The organism is Citrobacter sp. CF971 (genome assembly GCF_006385635.1).
GTDB classification, from domain to species: domain Bacteria; phylum Pseudomonadota; class Gammaproteobacteria; order Enterobacterales; family Enterobacteriaceae; genus Citrobacter; species Citrobacter freundii.
Genome location: NZ_CP041051.1, coordinates 1,722,186 through 1,741,203, shown reverse-complemented (window position 1 = coordinate 1,741,203; position 19,018 = coordinate 1,722,186). Strand labels below are relative to the sequence as shown.

19 protein-coding genes, 1 tRNA gene, 1 other RNA gene and 1 pseudogene are annotated in these 19,018 nt (G+C 52.6%); 10 read left to right on the top strand and 12 right to left on the bottom strand.

The genetic code is table 11. The annotated features are described in order from the left end of the window. Positions 1-40: 40 nt before the first annotated feature. On the bottom strand, positions 41-535 hold the full coding sequence (gene lrp, locus E6P06_RS11780) for a leucine-responsive transcriptional regulator Lrp (RefSeq protein WP_002439523.1): 495 nt from the start codon (positions 533-535) through the stop codon (positions 41-43). Between the two features lie 547 nt (positions 536-1,082). Between lrp and trxB the strand changes: the two genes are divergently transcribed. The 6 genes and pseudogenes from trxB to infA all read left to right on the top strand — a co-directional run bounded on the left by trxB (position 1,083) and on the right by infA (position 6,907). After that, a complete protein-coding gene (gene trxB / locus E6P06_RS11775) occupies positions 1,083-2,051 on the top strand; it encodes a thioredoxin-disulfide reductase (protein WP_139935260.1) in 969 nt (322 codons plus the stop codon). Positions 2,052-2,165: 114 nt separating this feature from the next. After that, positions 2,166-3,932: a cysteine/glutathione ABC transporter permease/ATP-binding protein CydD gene (gene cydD, locus E6P06_RS11770; protein WP_071698297.1), complete on the top strand. Its 1,767-nt coding sequence runs from the start codon at positions 2,166-2,168 to the stop codon at positions 3,930-3,932. Beyond that, the gene (gene cydC / locus E6P06_RS11765) at positions 3,933-5,654 is read left to right on the top strand and encodes a cysteine/glutathione ABC transporter ATP-binding protein/permease CydC (protein WP_139935259.1); all 1,722 of its coding nucleotides are present in this window, start codon (positions 3,933-3,935) and stop codon (positions 5,652-5,654) included. Positions 5,655-5,698: 44 nt separating this feature from the next. Beyond that, the gene (gene aat / locus E6P06_RS11760; RefSeq protein ID WP_003035721.1) at positions 5,699-6,403 is read left to right on the top strand and encodes a leucyl/phenylalanyl-tRNA--protein transferase; all 705 of its coding nucleotides are present in this window, start codon (positions 5,699-5,701) and stop codon (positions 6,401-6,403) included. Further along, positions 6,404-6,761 (top strand): annotated as a pseudogene (locus E6P06_RS11755) (hypothetical protein). After that, the gene (gene infA / locus E6P06_RS11750; RefSeq protein WP_002211347.1) at positions 6,689-6,907 is read left to right on the top strand and encodes a translation initiation factor IF-1; all 219 of its coding nucleotides are present in this window, start codon (positions 6,689-6,691) and stop codon (positions 6,905-6,907) included. The pseudogene E6P06_RS11755 and the gene infA overlap by 73 nt, the downstream one beginning before the upstream one ends. A gap of 79 nt (positions 6,908-6,986) precedes the next feature. On the opposite strand, the gene E6P06_RS11745 is transcribed toward infA, so the two are convergent. Further along, the gene (locus tag E6P06_RS11745) at positions 6,987-7,898 is read right to left on the bottom strand and encodes a LysR family transcriptional regulator (RefSeq protein WP_003847025.1); all 912 of its coding nucleotides are present in this window, start codon (positions 7,896-7,898) and stop codon (positions 6,987-6,989) included. Positions 7,899-8,006: 108 nt separating this feature from the next. Here E6P06_RS11745 and E6P06_RS11740 point away from each other — a divergent pair, with 108 nt between their 5' ends. From E6P06_RS11740 to E6P06_RS11725, 4 genes are all read left to right on the top strand, one after another. Continuing rightward, entirely contained in the window at positions 8,007-8,867 is an 861-nt protein-coding gene (locus E6P06_RS11740) for a pirin family protein (protein ID WP_003035384.1), read from the top strand. Between the two features lie 16 nt (positions 8,868-8,883). Beyond that, the gene (locus E6P06_RS11735) at positions 8,884-9,561 is read left to right on the top strand and encodes an isochorismatase family protein (protein WP_003035382.1); all 678 of its coding nucleotides are present in this window, start codon (positions 8,884-8,886) and stop codon (positions 9,559-9,561) included. A gap of 149 nt (positions 9,562-9,710) precedes the next feature. Further along, a tRNA-Ser gene (locus tag E6P06_RS11730) sits at positions 9,711-9,798 on the top strand. Positions 9,799-9,842: 44 nt separating this feature from the next. Beyond that, positions 9,843-9,979: non-coding RNA, RtT sRNA (locus E6P06_RS11725), on the top strand. A 141-nt stretch (positions 9,980-10,120) separates the two neighbouring features. On the opposite strand, the gene rlmC is transcribed toward E6P06_RS11725, so the two are convergent. From rlmC to E6P06_RS11675, 10 genes are all read right to left on the bottom strand, one after another. Beyond that, positions 10,121-11,248 (bottom strand): 23S rRNA (uracil(747)-C(5))-methyltransferase RlmC, encoded by a 1,128-nt coding sequence (gene rlmC, locus E6P06_RS11720; protein ID WP_139935258.1) that lies wholly within the window; start codon positions 11,246-11,248, stop codon positions 10,121-10,123. Between the two features lie 41 nt (positions 11,249-11,289). Continuing rightward, the gene (locus E6P06_RS11715; RefSeq protein WP_003035378.1) at positions 11,290-11,778 is read right to left on the bottom strand and encodes a YbjO family protein; all 489 of its coding nucleotides are present in this window, start codon (positions 11,776-11,778) and stop codon (positions 11,290-11,292) included. Between the two features lie 59 nt (positions 11,779-11,837). Then, positions 11,838-12,683: a putrescine ABC transporter permease PotI gene (potI, locus tag E6P06_RS11710; RefSeq protein ID WP_003035376.1), complete on the bottom strand. Its 846-nt coding sequence runs from the start codon at positions 12,681-12,683 to the stop codon at positions 11,838-11,840. Next, positions 12,680-13,633, bottom strand: a complete 954-nt coding sequence (gene potH, locus E6P06_RS11705; RefSeq protein ID WP_103848614.1) for a putrescine ABC transporter permease PotH — start codon at positions 13,631-13,633, stop codon at positions 12,680-12,682. The genes potI and potH overlap by 4 nt, the downstream gene beginning before the upstream one ends. Positions 13,634-13,642: 9 nt before the next feature. After that, entirely contained in the window at positions 13,643-14,776 is a 1,134-nt protein-coding gene (potG, locus tag E6P06_RS11700; RefSeq protein ID WP_134215920.1) for a putrescine ABC transporter ATP-binding subunit PotG, read from the bottom strand. Between the two features lie 138 nt (positions 14,777-14,914). Further along, a complete protein-coding gene (gene potF, locus E6P06_RS11695; protein WP_046669940.1) occupies positions 14,915-16,027 on the bottom strand; it encodes a spermidine/putrescine ABC transporter substrate-binding protein PotF in 1,113 nt (370 codons plus the stop codon). A 433-nt stretch (positions 16,028-16,460) separates the two neighbouring features. Next, positions 16,461-16,937 (bottom strand): YbjN domain-containing protein, encoded by a 477-nt coding sequence (locus E6P06_RS11690; protein ID WP_003035368.1) that lies wholly within the window; start codon positions 16,935-16,937, stop codon positions 16,461-16,463. A 90-nt stretch (positions 16,938-17,027) separates the two neighbouring features. Continuing rightward, positions 17,028-17,930: a 30S ribosomal protein S6--L-glutamate ligase gene (gene rimK, locus E6P06_RS11685; RefSeq protein ID WP_003836932.1), complete on the bottom strand. Its 903-nt coding sequence runs from the start codon at positions 17,928-17,930 to the stop codon at positions 17,028-17,030. Between the two features lie 59 nt (positions 17,931-17,989). Continuing rightward, positions 17,990-18,712 (bottom strand): nitroreductase NfsA, encoded by a 723-nt coding sequence (gene nfsA, locus E6P06_RS11680; RefSeq protein WP_044701671.1) that lies wholly within the window; start codon positions 18,710-18,712, stop codon positions 17,990-17,992. Continuing rightward, the gene (locus tag E6P06_RS11675; protein WP_139935257.1) at positions 18,696-18,986 is read right to left on the bottom strand and encodes a YbjC family protein; all 291 of its coding nucleotides are present in this window, start codon (positions 18,984-18,986) and stop codon (positions 18,696-18,698) included. The genes nfsA and E6P06_RS11675 overlap by 17 nt, the downstream gene beginning before the upstream one ends. Positions 18,987-19,018: the final 32 nt, after the last annotated feature.

Below are 19,018 nucleotides of genomic sequence, written 5' to 3'. Positions count from 1 at the left end.
GAGTGTAATCAAACTGCGTCGATTTTGCACCTGTTCCGTGTTAGCGCGTCTTAATTACCAGACGATTGCTCTGTTTGACTTCTTCCATGACTACATAAGTACGTGTGTCATTCACGCCAGGCAGACGCAGCAGGGTTTCCCCCAACAGCTTACGGTATGCCGACATATCCGGTACGCGTGTTTTCAGCAAATAGTCGAAATCACCGGAAACCAAATGACACTCTTGAATTTCTTCAAGTTTTTGTACTGCAGAGTTGAATTGTTCAAACACATCCGGGGCGCCACGATTCAGAGTAATCTCAACAAAAACCAGAAGTGATGCATCCAGATAATGCGGGTTTAACAGCGCTGTATAGCCCTGAATAAAACCCTGTCTTTCCAACCGACGCACACGCTCAAGGCAGGGCGTTGGTGAAAGTCCCACACGTTTAGAAAGCTCGACGTTAGAAATACGCCCATCCTTTTGCAGCTCATTAAGAATGTTACGATCGATACGGTCGAGATCTTTGCCAGGGCGCTTCTTACTATCTACCATTATTATTGTCTCTCTGTATTCCTTCCCTACTCCTGCCTGACTCTACCAACATCACTGTTCAGAGTCGCTACCCATCAAAATAAACCGCAACCCAGAGGGATTTTCGGTTCGCAATGTCTGGGTTTATGGTGAGAAGACCGTTGCCTGTCGGCGGCTATCGACATCACGAATGGCATCTGTCCACACCATGCGTAGATTTCGCTAACACGGTAAACATGGTATCTACATGCATGATTATGCAGCACATACATGACACAGTTTTTTTCTTCCTTGAATGTTTTCGCAAAACAGCAGGGGATTGTCAAAGCAAAACATCGATTTTTAGTACAACATGCCAGTTATTCATTCGCAGTGATGGAAAATCGTCATTTTATCACCTTATAACTGACCGATTTTAAGTAGAAATCGTTATAGTATTACGGCTGATCACCCCGTTCATTGGTTTCTGCTATTACACATATTGTTAACAAAATCGCCATACTCTTTTTTTACGTCTGTAAATTCCCTACAATCCTGCTCATTGCCTGCCAACAACTATGGGGATCTCATGGGCGCAACCAAACACAGTAAACTTCTTATTCTGGGCTCTGGCCCTGCGGGATATACCGCTGCGGTCTACGCTGCACGCGCGAACCTGCAACCGGTACTGATTACCGGTATGGAAAAAGGTGGTCAGTTGACCACAACAACAGAAGTGGAAAACTGGCCTGGCGATCCGCACGATCTTACTGGCCCGCTGCTGATGGAGCGTATGCACGAACATGCGTCCAAATTTGACACTGAAATCATTTTTGATCACATCCGCAAAGTTGATCTGCAAAACCGTCCTTTCCGTCTGACCGGCGACAGCGGTGAATACACCTGTGACGCACTGATCATCGCCACCGGCGCTTCAGCACGTTACCTGGGTCTGCCTTCAGAAGAAGCATTCAAAGGCCGTGGCGTTTCCGCCTGCGCGACCTGCGACGGTTTCTTCTACCGTAACCAAAAAGTTGCGGTGATCGGCGGCGGCAACACCGCTGTTGAAGAAGCGCTATATCTGGCGAATATCGCATCTGAAGTGCATTTGATTCACCGTCGCGACAGCTTCCGCGCGGAGAAAATTCTCATCAAACGTTTGATGGATAAAGTTGAAAACGGCAACATCGTGCTTCACACCCACCGCACGCTGGAAGAAGTGACCGGCGATCAAATGGGCGTAACCGGACTGCGTCTGCGCGATACGCAAAACACTGACAACGTGGAATCACTGGACGTTGCCGGGTTATTTGTCGCTATCGGTCACAGCCCGAATACCGCTATTTTCGACGGTCAGCTTGAACTGGAAAACGGCTACATCAAAGTTCAGTCCGGTATTCACGGCAATGCCACTCAAACCAGCATTCCGGGTGTCTTCGCAGCCGGTGACGTGATGGACCATATTTATCGCCAGGCGATTACCTCTGCGGGCACTGGCTGTATGGCCGCGCTTGATGCAGAACGTTATCTCGACGGTCTGGCGGACGCTTGCAAATAAGTTTTACAAATCAGTAACAAAAGTAAAAAAGGCGACTATAAGTCGCCTTTATTTTTGCCTCGTTGTAACATTGCCCTGCCCAAAAATTCCAATAACTCACCTGCTAAGCGTGCAATGAATAAAACCCGTCAAAAAGAGCTGACCCGCTGGTTAAAACAGCAAAGTGTAATTTCCCAACGATGGCTGAACATTTCGCGCCTGTTGGGGTTCGTGAGCGGCCTGTTAATTGTCGCTCAGGCCTGGCTCATGGCCCGAATTCTGGACCATATGATCATGGCCAATATTCCCCGAGAGGCGCTTCTGCTTCCTTTCATCGTGCTGGTATTGATTTTCATCCTGCGGGCATGGGTCGTCTGGTTACGCGAACGGGTCGGGTTTCACGCAGGGCAGCATATTCGCTTTGAAATTCGCCGCCAGGTGCTTGACCGTCTGCAACAGGCAGGTCCGGCCTGGATACAAGGCAAACCGGCCGGGAGTTGGGCCACGTTGATCCTGGAGCAGATTGACGATATGCATGATTACTATGCACGTTATCTGCCGCAAATGGCGTTGGCCGTATGCGTCCCCTTATTGATCGTGGCGGCGGTATTCCCGTCAAACTGGGTGGCCGCCCTTATTCTGCTTGGAACTGCCCCGCTGATCCCGTTGTTTATGGCGATGGTTGGTATGGGTGCTGCCGACGCTAACCGCCGCAATTTTCAGGCTCTTGCTCGCCTCAGCGGCCATTTCCTCGACCGCCTGCGGGGCATGGAGACGCTAAGAATCTTTGGTCGCGGTGAAGCCGAAACGGAAAGCATCCGCGCTGCGTCACAGGATTTCCGCCAGCGCACTATGGAAGTCCTGCGCCTGGCTTTCCTGTCATCCGGTGTCCTTGAGTTCTTTACCTCCCTGTCCATCGCACTGGTCGCGGTTTACTTCGGCTTTTCCTACCTTGGCGAACTCGATTTTGGACACTACGGCACAGGTGTCACATTAGCTGCCGGCTTCCTCGCGCTCATTCTGGCGCCGGAATTTTTCCAGCCCCTGCGCGATCTGGGCACTTTTTATCACGCCAAAGCACAAGCCGTTGGTGCAGCAGACAGTCTGAAAACCTTCATGGAAACCCCGCTTGCACATCCTGAGCGTGGCGACATTGAGCTGACAACAAAAGAAGCTGTTTCAATTGAAGCACGAGATCTGGTCATCACCTCGCCGGAAGGTAAAGTGCTTGCAGGCCCGCTCAACTTTACCCTGCCAGCGGGCCAACGCGCGGTGCTGGTTGGCCGCAGCGGCTCCGGCAAAAGTTCGTTGCTCAATGTCCTGTCCGGATTTCTCTCTTATCAGGGATCGCTGCGAATTAACGGCTTTGAACTACGCGACCTGTCGCCTGATTGCTGGCGCAAACAGCTGTCCTGGGTTGGACAAAATCCGCAGCTCCCTGCCGCCACGTTACGCGATAACGTGCTGCTCGCTCGCCCCGATGCCAGCGAAGAACAGCTGCAGGCCGCACTCGACAGCGCCTGGGTCAGTGAGTTTTTACCGCTACTGCCGCAGGGTGTAGATACACCAGTAGGCGATCAGGCGGCTCGACTTTCTGTCGGACAAGCGCAGCGCGTTGCCGTGGCTCGCGCCTTACTCAACCCGTGTCAGTTGCTGCTGCTTGATGAACCCGCCGCCAGCCTGGATGCACACAGCGAACAACGCGTGATGCAAGCGTTGAACGCAGCGTCACGCCGCCAGACTACGCTGATGGTGACACACCAACTTGAAGACCTTGCCGACTGGGATGCTATCTGGGTGATGCAGGACGGACAGATCGTTGAACAAGGCACTTATGCCGAACTTAGCGCAGCCAACGGGGCGTTTGCGACATTACTGGCTCATCGTCAGGAGGACATCTAAATGCGCGCTTTGCTACCTTATCTGACGCTGTATAAACGTCACAAATGGATGTTAACCCTGGGGATCGTTCTGGCGATCGTCACACTGTTGGCAAGTATTGGTTTGCTGACGCTTTCCGGTTGGTTCCTGTCGGCTTCTGCTGTGGTGGGTGTCACCGGGATTTACAGTTTTAACTATATGCTCCCTGCCGCCGGGGTACGCGGTGCGGCAATCACCCGCACCGCGGGCCGCTATTTCGAGCGACTGGTCAGCCACGACGCGACGTTCCGCGTGCTGCAACATTTGCGTATATATACCTTCAGCAAACTGCTGCCGCTCTCTCCTGCTGGCCTGTCCCGTTATGGACAAGGTGAATTGCTTAATCGCGTGGTGGCAGATGTCGACACGCTCGATCATCTCTATTTACGCGTGCTCTCCCCGCTTGTAGGCGCTTTTGTCGTCATCATGGTGGTCACGCTGGGGCTAAGCGTTCTCGATTTCACGCTAGCTATTACTCTCGGCGGTATTATGCTGCTGACCTTATTTATCTTGCCCCCACTCTTTTATCAGGCAGGTAAAAGCACCGGGCAAAGCTTGACGCATTTACGTGGGCAGTATCGTCAGCAGTTAACATCCTGGCTGCAGGGCCAGGCTGAACTGACCATCTTTGGTGCCAGTGAACGTTACCGCGCCCAAATGGAAGCCACCGAGTTGCAGTGGCATGAAGCTCAACGACGTCAGTCTGAATTAACGGCGCTATCACAGGCGGTCATGCTGTTAGTCGGCGCACTGGCAGTGGTTGTGATGTTATGGATGGCCTCAGGTGGCGTAGGTGGCAATACCCAGCCGGGTGCGCTGATCGCGCTGTTTGTCTTCTGTGCGTTGGCCGCATTTGAAGCATTAGCCCCCGTCACCGGCGCGTTTCAGCATCTCGGACAGGTTATTGCCTCTGCGCTGCGCATCACCGAACTGACTGAACAGCAGCCAGAAGTCACCTTCCCGGATGCCGGTTCCCCGGTTTCTGAGCGGGTCACTCTCACGCTACGCGATGTATCATTCAGTTATCCGGGACAAGCACAAAAAGCGCTCGACACCCTTTCCCTGCAGGCTCAGCCCGGTGAGCATATTGCGATTCTCGGTCGCACCGGATGCGGTAAGTCAACGTTACTGCAATTGCTCACCCGCGCATGGGATCCACAGCACGGTGAAATTCTGATTAATGAGCAGCCGATTTCAGCCCTCAGTGAAACCACGCTGCGCCAGAGCATCAGCGTCGTGCCACAGCGCGTGCACCTGTTCAGCGCGACGCTTCGCGACAATCTTCTGCTGGCGGCACCGCACGCCAGTGATGACACATTATCCGCAATGCTGTGCCGCGTCGGTCTGGACAAACTGCTTGAGGGTAATGGACTCAACGCCTGGTTAGGCGAAGGGGGTCGACAGCTTTCTGGTGGCGAACTTCGTCGTCTGGCTATCGCCCGTGCCTTATTGCACGATGCCCCACTGATGCTGCTGGACGAACCGACCGAAGGACTTGATGCAACAACAGAAAGCCAAATGCTTGAATTAATTGGCGATGCCATGCGTGATAAAACCGTACTGATGGTGACACATCGTCTGCGCGGCTTGTCACGTTTTGATCAAATAATAGTGATGGACAACGGACACATTATTGAGCAAGGTAATCACGCAGATTTGTTAGCCCGGCAGGGGCGTTATTACCAGTTTAAGCAACGTCTGTAAGCTATTATTGAACGATCAAACTCGCGTAGTGGAGTTTCGCAGTCATGCGCCTGGTGCAATTGTCCCGCCATTCTATAGCCTTCCCTTCACCGGAAGGCGCTTTACGCGAGCCTAACGGTTTGTTGGCGCTTGGCGGCGATCTCAGCCCAGCCCGACTGTTAATGGCCTATCAGCGCGGAATTTTCCCGTGGTTTTCGCCTGGCGACCCAATCCTTTGGTGGTCGCCCGATCCACGCGCCATTCTTTGGCCCGAGAAATTTCATCTCAGCCGCAGCATGAAACGCTTTCATAAAAACTCGCCTTATCGCGTGACGCTCAATTACGCGTTCGGTCAGGTGATTGAAGGCTGCGCGAACGACCGGGAAGAAGGCACCTGGATAACGCATGATGTAGTGGACGCCTACCATCGCCTGCACGAACTGGGCCATGCGCACTCCATTGAAGTGTGGCGAAAAAATGAATTAGTGGGCGGTATGTATGGCGTGGCGCAAGGTACACTATTTTGTGGCGAATCAATGTTCAGCCGTCAGGAAAATGCGTCCAAAACCGCACTGCTTGTTTTTTGCGCTGAATTTATCCGTCAGGGCGGAAAATTAATCGACTGCCAGGTATTAAATAGCCACACAGCTTCGCTGGGCGCCGTCGAAACCCCTCGTCGGGAGTACCTTGAACACCTGAGCAGACTGCGCCAGCAGCGGCTACCGAGCCATTTCTGGGTTCCCAGGACGTTATTTTCGCCTCAGGGGTGAATGTTTTCGGCACATTTTTTGTCGGGGTGTTATAATTGTCGCGCAGAGTTGGTTTAGCCCATTACCCCGCCGCCGTTAAGGAACAGTTCGCGTCAGGCAACGCCTATCGTTTATCTCCTCGTTCCCTTACACGTTGCGCTTTAAGTGCGGCTTTGCCGTGTGTGGTTAGAGTAATGCGCCAAACCCGATTTGCTGTGTTTTAAACGCACAAATCTTTACTTATTAAAAGAACTTCGGCATTATCTTGCCGGTTCAAATTACGGTAGTGATACCCCAGAGGATTAGATGGCCAAAGAAGACAATATTGAAATGCAGGGTACCGTTCTCGATACGTTACCTAATACCATGTTCCGCGTAGAGTTAGAAAACGGTCACGTGGTTACTGCACACATCTCCGGTAAAATGCGCAAAAACTATATCCGCATCCTGACGGGCGACAAAGTGACTGTTGAGCTGACCCCGTACGACCTGAGCAAAGGCCGCATTGTCTTCCGTAGTCGCTGATTGTTTTTAACGCCCGAATGGCGTCCAGATAATAAAAGGTCGGTTTAACCGGCCTTTTTTGTGGGCTGAGGATATGTATTTAATCCTCAATCATCCGCGCATATTCTTCCGTTAAGAAATCTACTAAAGCGCGCACTGACGGCAATAATCCCCTGCGTGATGGAAAGACTGCGTGAATAATTTCTCGCTTCGGTTCCCAACCGTCGAGCAACGCCACCAGTTCACCCGCGGCTAATTGATCTTTTACCATCAGTTGCGGAAGCTGCACTACCCCCACACCGGCAACTGCGGCTTCACGTAGCGCCAGCATATCGGTGGTAATCATTCGCGGCGTGAAATGCACCTCTGCCCGCGCGCCCTGCGGGCCAAATAACTCCCAACGATGTACATGTTTGCCCGAGGCGAGACTCAAACCAGGCCAGCGAGTCAGCTCCGCCGGAGAGTGTAGCGCCCCCATTTGCTCGATTAACTGCGGGCTGGCATACAAACGATGCCCCCTGTCCGCCAGCACACGCATCACCAGGTCGCTATCCTCAAATGGTCTGGGCCTGACGCGAATCGCCACGTCCAGACCTTCTCCAACGACGTCAACACGACGATTTGTCGCCTCCAGTTGCACTGATACGTCAGGATAACGCGCCATAAAACGAGCAAGCATCGGCCCGATATGCACATGCAGCAACGTGACCGGGCACGTCAACTTCACCACGCCACGCGGTTCAACCTGTAACGCGGCAATGGCATCCTGCGCCGCCTGCGCTTCCACCAGCATCGCCTTACAGTGTTCGTAAAAGGTTTGCCCCACTTCCGTCACGTTAAACTGGCGGGTGGTTCGCTGAATCAGTCGAACTCCCAGCCTCTCTTCCAGTTGCGCTATCCGTCGGCTTAGTTTTGATTTCGGTTCATCAAGCGCCCGACCCGCCGCCGCGAATCCTCCTTCCTCTACAACATGCACAAACCATGCAAAATCATTGAGATCTGGCTTCGTCATCTAATTGTCCTATTTATGAGACAGTGAGAACTATTTTAGCTACTACTCAGCTCGCTGTCATGAATATAAGCTTATTCACATCAAGATAACGCCACTGAGGAGACACAAATGAAACACGTAACAGGCGTCTACACCGCACCTCGCCCGCACTGGGTTGGCGATGGATTTCCGGTTCGCTCGATGTTTTCTTACCAGTCTCATGCTGAGCAACTAAGTCCGTTCCTGCTGCTGGATTACGCCGGTCCACATACGTTTACGCCGGGTAACGAAAAACGCGGCGTAGGCGAGCACCCTCACCGTGGTTTTGAGACGGTGACCATCGTTTACAGCGGCGAAGTTGAACACCGTGATTCAACCGGTCGCGGCGGCATTATCGGCCCCGGCGACGTGCAGTGGATGACCGCGGGTGCAGGAATATTACATGAAGAGTTCCATTCACCAGAATTTACCCGTCAGGGTGGCGAACTGGAAATGGTACAGCTGTGGGTCAATCTGCCAGCAAAAGACAAAATGGCCGTTCCGGGTTACCAGGGCATCAGCAGCGATGTGATCCCCTCTGTCGCCCTGCCTGATGAAGCAGGAAGCGTTCGGGTGATTGCGGGCAGCTATCAAGATACTAAAGGCCCGGCACATACCTTCTCGCCGCTGAACGTTTGGGATATGCGTTTACAACGTAATCATCAGCTCACGTTGTCCCAGCCGGAAGGATGGAGCACTGCGCTGGTGGTATTGAAAGGGAATATCACCGTAAACGGCACTACGTCTGCCAGCGAAGCGCAACTGGTGGTGCTGAGCCAGCAAGGGAAAACGCTGCATATTGAAGCCTCCAGCGACGCCAGCGTACTACTGCTTTCTGGAGAACCGTTGAACGAGCCGATTGTAGGTTACGGTCCGTTTGTAATGAACACGAAACAAGAAATCGCTGAAGCCGTACGCGATTTTAACTCCGGCCGCTTTGGCCAAATCTGAATCGAAGGAGAAGAATATGTCCAGTCCTGCAAACTTTAATGGTTCACGTCCGGTCATCGATGTAAATGATTCCGTCATGCTGCTTATCGATCATCAGAGCGGGTTGTTCCAGACCGTCGGCGACATGCCAATGCCAGAACTACGTGCGCGTGCCGCCGCACTGGCTAAAATGGCGACCCTGGCGAAGATACCGGTGATTACCACGGCATCCGTACCGCAGGGACCTAACGGCCCGCTGATCCCTGAGATCCACGCCAATGCGCCGCATGCCCAATACGTGGCGCGTAAAGGCGAAATCAACGCCTGGGATAACGAAGACTTCGTGAAGGCGGTCAAAGCAACAGGTCGTAAGACGCTGATTATCGCCGGTACGATTACCAGCGTGTGCATGGCTTTCCCTGCTATCAGCGCGGTTGCGGAAGGCTATAAGGTCTTCGCAGTGATTGACGCTTCCGGTACTTACAGCAAAATGGCGCAGGAAATCACCCTGGCTCGCGTTGTTCAGGCTGGCGTCGTGCCGATGGATACCGCCGCCGTCGCTTCTGAAATTCAGGGCACATGGAACCGTGAAGACGCCGCCGAATGGGCGGAAGTGTATACCAAAGTCTTCCCGGCTTATCAGTTGCTGATCGAGAGCTACAGTAAAGCCCAGGAAGTCGTGACCAACGGCGAAAAACTGGACTCTCAGCGCTAATCCTATCCTCCGCGCCTGCCTGGGCGGAGGAATATGTATATTGCGTAACCAAACGAGAGTTAACACGTAAATTCTGCTTGACCGTTTTAGCGCAACTCCCTATAGTAGCGCCCCGTTGCCCCCCAAGCGGTCAGGTAGCAATACAATATGGTGAGGTGTCCGAGTGGCTGAAGGAGCACGCCTGGAAAGTGTGTATACGGCAACGTATCCGGGGTTCGAATCCCCGCCTCACCGCCATATTTTAAGAAGAGCTCGTACGCAAGTACGGGCTTTTTTTTCGCATGTTGCACAGCCTGGCGGGGATGAGAAGCCCGGACCGGGGTTCGACTACTGGCGCAGCCAGTTGGACAGACTGAGAGCGCAGCGAACAGACTGCCCGCAGGGCGAGCGAAGCGAGTCAATCCCCGCCTCACCGCCATATTTTAAGAAGAGCTCGTACGCAAGTACGGGCTTTTTTTTCGCATATTGATTTGCCGGATGCGGTGCAAGCACCTTATCCGGCCTACGAATGACGAACAACCTGTAGGCCTGATAAGCGAAGCGCCATCAGGCATAGCAATTATTGTCGGCTGAGTAGCGTTAACACTTCATAATGCGAGGTGTGCGGGAACATATCGAAAAGCTGAACGCGTTCAATTCGATACCCAGGCAACTCACGAATATCCTTCGCCATGGTTTGCGCATTACAGCTGGAATAAACAATAAAACGCGGTGCCATGCGGGAAAGAAAATCGCACAGCGGTTTCCCAATCCCGCGACGCGGTGGATTCACCAGCACCAGATCCGGAACTTCGCCCTGAGCGGTAGCAAACTGAGTTGAATCCAACGCCTGAAAATGCAGATTCTGCAACCCAAGTTCCTGCGCCGACTGCTTCGCGCAGGTAATCGCCTCTGGCGCGATTTCAATCCCCGTCAGTTTCATTTGCGGCGTAGCGCAGTGCAGGCCAAAACCCCCAACGCCGCAAAACAGATCCCACATGTGATTAACCGGAAGCTGACGCACCCAGTCGCGCGCCGTGGCATACAACTGCCCCGCCACCACCGGGTTAGTCTGGAAGAAGCTCTGTGGGCGGATCCACAACGGTACATCGTTAAAGCGTTCCGCCAGCGCCTGTTGTTCCGTCAGGAAGATTTCTGTCTCCCCTTCCATAATCGCCATATGCACCGGCTGAATATTGGCAGTGATCACTTTTAACTGTGGGAGTTGTGCCTGCAGCCAGGGCAGCGCCGCGCGCAGCTGTGCCAGTTTTGCTTCAGAACGCAGGACAAAACGCAGCATCATGCCGCCATCGAACCGGCTTTCCGTTAACAGCAAATATTTCAGTTCCCCGCGTTTACGCGCAACGTTATAGGGCGTTAGCCCTGCTCGGGCGATAAACGGCTTAAGCGCGGAAAATACGGACGCAAAAGACTCAGGGTAGAGCGGACAGTCGCACAAATCTTCCGGCGTACCGTCACGATGCAACATCCCCAGTAACGGTTTTTCCACGCTGCCGCTGACCACCATTTTGGCTTTATTGCGAAACGCGCTTTCCGGACCACTGACCGGCGCGCACCATTCTCCGACCGGATAATCGGCCAGCAGATTCTGTAGATCGGCTGTTTTAGAGAAGAGTTGATCGGCGACAGGCTGTGTTATCCACTGACAGGAGCGACAGCGTTCGGCGTCATAAAGTGCGCACTGCATACAAAGACCTACAAATTAACCGGGGGCCAAGATTATACACGTTATTGCAAACGGAAGAACCGCCTGCTGGACGCAGGAACAAACAGTAGCAGCAATACCAGCATATCCGGCAGTTTTTGCATCACCAGCGTATGCAGGATTTCGCGTCTGGACTCCCCCGCAATACTGAACAGTTCGGGATATCCGTAGCCCAGCGAAGCTGCCCACAGATAGACGCTGGCGATAATCTGGGTCAACAGATAGATCCAGCGTGCCCAGTTCCGTCCTTTTACCAGCGAAAATGCACAGTAAATTTCGATAAATAGCAGCACCAGACTGCCCAGAAACACCAGCGTCAAATTCCAGGTCTGCACACTGCGATGAATAAACTCACTGGTTCCACGAAACCCAAGCGTATTAAAAATCATCAACAGATCGAGACAGCGGATCATAATAATAGCCAGCGCCGCCACCTGCACCAAAGCAGGGACGTTTAAGCGAGCATGTGATGTGGATGATTTCTTAAAAAATCCCAACGCGTCGTCTTCCATGAAAACGGCGCAACCACCACAGCTGCGCCGTATAGACAGGTTGGCAGATTTTAGTTTTTTCAGCCGCGTCTTGCACGTTGGATATCGCGGATCCGTTGTTTTTCTGTTCGCGCCATCAGATACCACGCGATAAATCCGATAATTCCTACCACACCAAGAATCAGCGTCGCCAGCGCGTTGATCTCCGGGTTCACCCCCATACGTACGCTGGAGAACACCAGCATCGGTAACGTTGTGGCACCAGGACCAGAGACAAAGCTGGCAATAACCAGATCATCGAGTGACAGCGTGAAGGCTAATAGCCAACCGGAAATCACCGCCGGCATAATCATCGGCAGCGTGATGACGAAAAAGACCTTCAGCGGCGTGGCGCCAAGATCCATCGCTGCTTCCTCAATGGAATGATCCAGTTCGCGCAAACGTGAAGAAATCACCACCGCTACGTACGCTGTACAGAAGGTGACGTGCGCCAGCCAGATGGTCAGCATTCCGCGATCAGCCGGCCAGCCGATGGCGTGAGCCAACGCTACAAACAGCAGCAGCAGCGACAAACCGGTAATGACATCTGGCATAACCAGCGGCGCGGTGATCATAAAGGCGAAACCATTCGAACCACGAAAACGACCAAAGCGCACCATTACCACGGCGGCAATGGTGCCAAGGATTGCCGCCATCGTAGCAGCGCCCGCGGCAATCGTTAGGCTCATGCCTACAGCGCTTATCATCGCGGTATCGTGAAAAAGCTCGCCATACCAACGCGTTGACCACCCCGCCCAAACCGTCACCAGCTTCGAGCTGTTAAACGAATAGATAACCAACATCAGCATCGGCGCGTACAGGAAGGTAAAGCCAACTACCAGGATAAAAATACGCCACGGCGAGCGAACGACCGGTAAGTTATTCATCCGTGTTCCCCCACGCTTTTTTGCTGATATTTGTGGAACCACATGATCGGCACAATCAGTAACAGCAGCATAATAATGGCGACAGCAGAAGCCACCGGCCAGTCGCGGTTATTGAAAAACTCCTGCCAAAGCACACGGCCAATCATGATGCTGTCCGGGCCGCCCAGCAGCTCAGGGATCACAAACTCGCCAACAGCCGGAATAAACACCAGCATTGACCCGGCAATAATCCCGCCCTTGGTCAATGGCACAATCACGCTAAAGAAAGTCTTCAGTGGTCGGGCACCTAAATCCAGCGCCGCTTCCACCAGCGAGTAATCAATACGGGTCAGCGCGGTATAAATCGGCAGCACCATAAAGGGCAAATAGGCGTAAACAATGCCGATATAGACCGCCAGATTGGTGTGCAAAATAGTCAACGGTTGGTCGATGACACCCAGCCACATCAGAAAGTTGTTCAGGACGCCGTTGTTTTTCAGGATCCCCATCCAGGCATACACGCGAATTAAAAACGAGGTCCAGGACGGTAGGATCACCAGCAACAGCAGAATATTACGCGTTGAGGGTTTACTGTGCGCGACTGCCCATGCCAGCGGGTATCCCAGCAGCAGACAACAGATTGTCGAAATTCCCGCCACCTGTAACGATTGCAGGTAGGCATCGAAATAGAGCGGATCGTCCGTCAGTTGCAGGAAGTTGCCTAAGTTGAGCGTGATGGATAACTGATCGTCAGCCCATGAAACGAGGTCGGTATAGGGTGGAATAGCGCGCGCCATTTCCGCCAAACTGATTTTGAAGACGATCAGAAACGGCAGCAGAAACAGAAGCAGCAGCCACACATACGGCAGCGCGATCACCAGCTTGCGCCCGTGCTTCATTTGCAGTCGCGACATAAACAGCGTGAATCGCCCTGCTTTATCCACACGCGCCGGAGGTTCAAGTGTACTCATCTTCGCTCCTTAAACCGTCAACACCACACAACTGTCTGCATCCCAGCACAAACGGACCTCGTCACCCCAGGTGGGTAATCCCTTGCGGTAACGATGTTCATTTTGTAGCTGAGCGCTCAACATCTGACCGCTTTTCAAACGTACGTGGTACACCGACAAATCGCCCAGATAGGCAATGTGCACCACTTCGCCTACCGCGAAGTTATAACCCTCTGGCGGAGGCGATTCGCAGAGCATGATTTTTTCCGGACGCAGCGCAACATACACCGGGACGTTATCGACAACAGACGCATCGGCGTCCACTTTCAGCGGATGCACCAGTCCTGGAGACTCAATCACCAGACCATCTTCCCGACGTTCTTTCAGCAGTCCCTCAAAAACGTTTACCGAACCGATAAACTCTGCGCTGTAACGCGTGGTCGGATGCTCGTAGATCTCTTCTGGCTCACCAATCTGGACAAATTTTCCACGATTCATGATCGCAATACGACCCGCCATCGTCATGGCTTCTTCCTGATCGTGCGTCACCATCACGCAGGTCACACCGACGCGTTCCAGGATATCCACTACCTCCAGTTGCATGCGGTCTCGGAGTTTTTTATCCAGCGCCCCCATTGGTTCATCCAGCAGCAGCAGTTTTGGACGTTTTGCCAGGCTGCGCGCCAATGCCACGCGCTGACGCTGGCCGCCAGAAAGCTGATGTGGTTTGCGTTTAGCGAACTCCTGCATATGCACGAGTCCCAGCATCTCATTCACCCGACTGGCGATTTCAGCCTTCGGCAGTTTGTCCTGCTTGAGACCAAAGGCAATGTTCTGCTCGACAGTCATATGCGGAAACAAGGCGTAGGACTGAAACATCATATTAATTGGACGCAGATAAGGCGGGACATGCGCTAAATCGACGCCATCAAGCATGATTTGCCCGGTAGTCGGCAGTTCAAATCCCGCCAGCATCCGCAGCAGTGTCGATTTGCCACAGCCGGACGCGCCGAGCAGAGCAAATATTTCACCTTTGTAGATAGTAAGATTGACGTCATCAACGGCGTGCTGACCGTCAAATGACTTGGTCAGATTGCGAATTTCAAGCAGCGGGGTCAGCGCCTTGCGGATTTTCGCTTGTGGGCGTGGGGTTGCATCATTCACTCAGGTGCTCTCCGGCATAAAACAAAGAAACGGTGCAAATAACGCACCATAACGGTGCGTATTGCCGGGTTATATGTGTCCGGGCTCAACGCTGCCCGGCAGGCACAAATCCTGCCGGGTCATGTCCCAAACATCGGTTTATTTCCCGCTTTTTACCTTCGTCCATGCGCGGGTACGTACACGATCGATCTTCGGATCCTGTACTTTCAGTGTGAATAACTTAGCTCGCACATCCGCAGGCGGGTAAATACCCGGGTTGTCACGAACTTCAGGGCTTACCAGAGCCGTCGCTTCTTTGTTGGCATTGGCATAAAACACGTGGTCGGAGATATGCGCAATCACATCAGGGCGCAGCAGGTAGTTGAGGAACTGATAGGCTTCGTCTTTGTTTTTCGCATCGGCAGGCATCGCGAATACGTCAAAGAACGCCATTGCACCTTCTTTAGGAATTGAGAAGGAGATATTGACGCCATTTTTCGCTTCTTTCGCACGGTTTGCGGCCTGCCATACGTCCCCAGCCCAGCCGATTGCGACGCAGGTATCACCGTTTGCCAGGTCGTTGATGTACTGCGAAGAGTGGAAATAGCGAATATTCGGTCGCAGTTTCAACAACAGATCCGTTGCCGGTCCGGTGTAATCATCCGCTTTGGTACTGTTTGGATCTTTACCCAAATAGTTCAGCACCGTGGCGAACACCTCTTCGGGGGCATCAAGGAAAGAGACGCCGCAGCTTTTGAGTTTTTCCAGATTTTCTGGCTTGAGGATCAAATCCCAGCTGTCAACCGGCGCATCCGGCCCCAGCACAGCTTTAACTTTATCCACGTTGTAACCAATACCGGTCGTAGCCCACATATACGGCATCGCAAACTTGTTGTCCGGATCGTGTTTGCCCACCAGCTTCAGCAGTTCAGGATCAAGGTTTTTCCAGCCCGGCAATTTGCTCTTATCCAGCGGTTGGAATACGCCCGCGGTCAGTTGACGCTCAAGGAAGCTGGCGGATGGAACGACAAGGTCAAAGCCGGTACTGCCAGCCATGAGCTTACCTTCCAGCACTTCATTGGAATCAAATACGTCATAGATGACTTTAATTCCGGTCTCTTTTTCAAAATTAGCCACCGTGTCCGGGGCAATATAATCAGACCAGTTATATATATGCAGCGTTTTTTGTTCAGCAGCGAGCGTGCCGGCAGAGACGGCCATCAGAACACCCGCAACCAGGCCTGATAACCATTTTTTATTTAAGGCGGTCATAATCTCTTTCCTTCTGAAATTTCGTTAACAAACGAACAAAAATGTCACACTCTAATGATATGCAAGAAACGTGCATATTCTTTCATGCGGCACCGATGTAAAGAGAGACCTCTCCTCACGCCGCTATTGCTCGCTGGCATCCGCCCAGGCATTCAACATACATTGTGGCCGTAGAACAGGTCACAAGGGGCTGTTTAAATGATGACGTTGGTAAGCTTCGCAAGAATAACTTTAGCCAGGAATTGTGGATATAGCCCAGATTAAAAAACGTCTTTTATCAATTTTTTATGCAGGAATTGTCTATGACGCAAAGCGGAAGGCGCTGAATAGAGGTGAATAATTCTTTAATAAAAGGTTAAATACAGAATAAAAACGGGCAATACGCAACCGCTCTGGCAGCGGCTGCGCAATATATGTCCAGATTCAGGAAGAATTAATGGAGGAAATGAATTTCAGCGGTGCTATTCTGCGCATCTTCTTCAGCATTAAATAACAGCTGATGCGCACCGGCTTCAAGGATCACCATCGATATCTGCTCTTCGCTCTGGCGAACAAAACATTCAAACTGCTCAAACGTCACGCCCGGCATAACGGATAAAGACTGGCAAACCACCAGTTTTGGCAGATTATCATCCTGCATATCCAGAAAAGCTTTCACCGTCAGTGAGCTGGCATTGATCGCGGACAGATCGGCGGCCAGCGGCAACAGTGCAGAAGGTCTGACTTCTGCCATCGCGGAAAACAGAATGACGTTATCGACCAAATCAACTTTTGCATCAAAGATGCCGTCAAAATTCTGCATGTGCGGTAAATGCAGCGCCTGACAGGTATCGCATTCAAAAAAACTCATGCCCAGGTCGTCGAGCCATTGACGCAACGTATCCAGAGTGGGAACGACCAGTGATGTCATAATAATGTGCGACCTCTATTGATGAAAAAAATACCGGCACAGCTTACGCAAAAAGAGCGTGTCATACCACGATCGCAATCGATATTGCGCTTAGCCGCCGATTTTAAGGCAAAATTCAGGCGTAGCGTGACGTTCGATCCACTGGATCATCTTGCCAGCTATGTCTATCCCGGTGGTTTTCTCCACTCCTTCCAGCCCCGGAGACGCGTTGACCTCCATGACCAGTGGCCCTCGATCAGCGCGCAGAATATCAACGCCTGCAACGTCCAGGCCCATAGTCCGGGCGGCTTTGAGCGCAATTTCTCTTTCGCGCGGCGTGATACTCGCAATAGTCGCCACACCACCGCGATGGAGATTAGAACGAAAATCGCCCTCTTTAGCCCGTCGTTCAATGGCGGCCACTACTTCGTCGCCCACCACGAAACAGCGGATATCGCGCCCCTTCGCTTCTTTGATATATTCCTGAACCAGGATATGGGCATTCAGCCCACGAAAGGCATCTACCACGCTTTCTGCAGCCTGCCGCGTTTCCGCCAACACCACGCCAATACCCTGGGTGCCTTCAACCAGTTTCACCACCAACGGCGCACCGCCAACCATGTCAATCATGTCGCTGGTATCGTCGGGAGAGTGGGCTATCCCGGTGATGGGTAAATCAATTCCCTGACGCGCCAGCAGCTGTAGCGAACGCAGCTTATCGCGCGCTCGTGTAATCGCTACCGACTCATTCAACGGATAGCTACCCAGCATCTCAAACTGGCGCAGCGCCGCCGTCCCATAAAAGGTAATCGCGGAACCAATCCGCGGGATCACCGCGTCGAAATGGGGAAGCTGACGGCCCTTGTAATGAATAGAAGATGCCGCCGGACTGATGTTCATATAGCAAGAAAGGGGATCGATAACTTCAACCAGGTGACCGCGCTGCATCGCCGCTTCACGCAGGCGTTTACAAGAATAGAGCGTTCCGTCCCGGGACAAAATGGCAATTTTCACCCTGCACCTCTCTGAATGACCTGGTAAAAGCTGGCGTATCATACACTGGGTTAAAATCTTTAGCGCGTGGCCCATCCCTGTTTATGCAAATATTCCAGGATAAAGGGGCGACTTTCTTTAATGATGGTACGGCGAATGTGATCGCTCCAGGTGTCACGACGCGTATTGCTGCCGCGGGTCAGATAGTACTGCGCAAGCTGTTCGTCATACTGCGACAAAACGTCTGTATCGAGCGGCTGATACTGGTTTTCGTGCACAACAAGTGACGCAGGCAGGCGCGGCTTGATATCCGGGTTATCCGCAGGCCAGCCAAGGCACAAACCAAACAGCGGCAGAACGTGCTGCGGCAGCTTCAGTAGTTCGGTGACCGGCTCAATATTGTTACGCAAACCGCCAATGAATACGCCGCCAAGTCCCAGCGACTCTGCCGCCGTCAACGCATTTTGCGCCATCATTGCAGTATCAACCACGCCCAGCAGCAGCTGTTCCGCCAGCCCAAGTTGCGCATCAGGGCAAATCTGCAAATGACGATTAAAATCAGCGCAAAACACCCAGAACTCAGCGGCCTGCGCCACATGCTTTTGGCCGCCAGATAAGGTAGCCAGCGATTCACGCAGAGATTTATCCGTTATACGAACGATCGTCGTGCACTGTAGAAAACTGGAGCTTGACGTTCCCTGAGCGGCGGCAATAATCGCCTCACGCTGTGCATCCGAAATATCATCATCGGTAAAATGGCGAATGGAACGGTGGCTGCGGAGTAAATCAATGGTTGGTGTCATCTCTTTTGTCTCTGTCTAAATCAGTTGAATCACCGGGTGCGCGTGACATCAGTTGCGGTGCCAGCAGTTGAGCAATACGCCACATCAACGCCACCGCAGCAGGGAGCATCAGCAGTACGCCCAAAAATATCATCATCACGCAGGCTAACGGGCTGTTAAGCGGTGCGGGCAAGGTGAGGTAATCGTTAAGCGATAGCAGCGCCAACGATAACAAAACCATCCCAATTATTTCCAGCATCAATACGCTTTTGGGTAATACACCAATTGTGCGCATACGCGGCCTCCCGGCGAAATGGCTTTCATTAT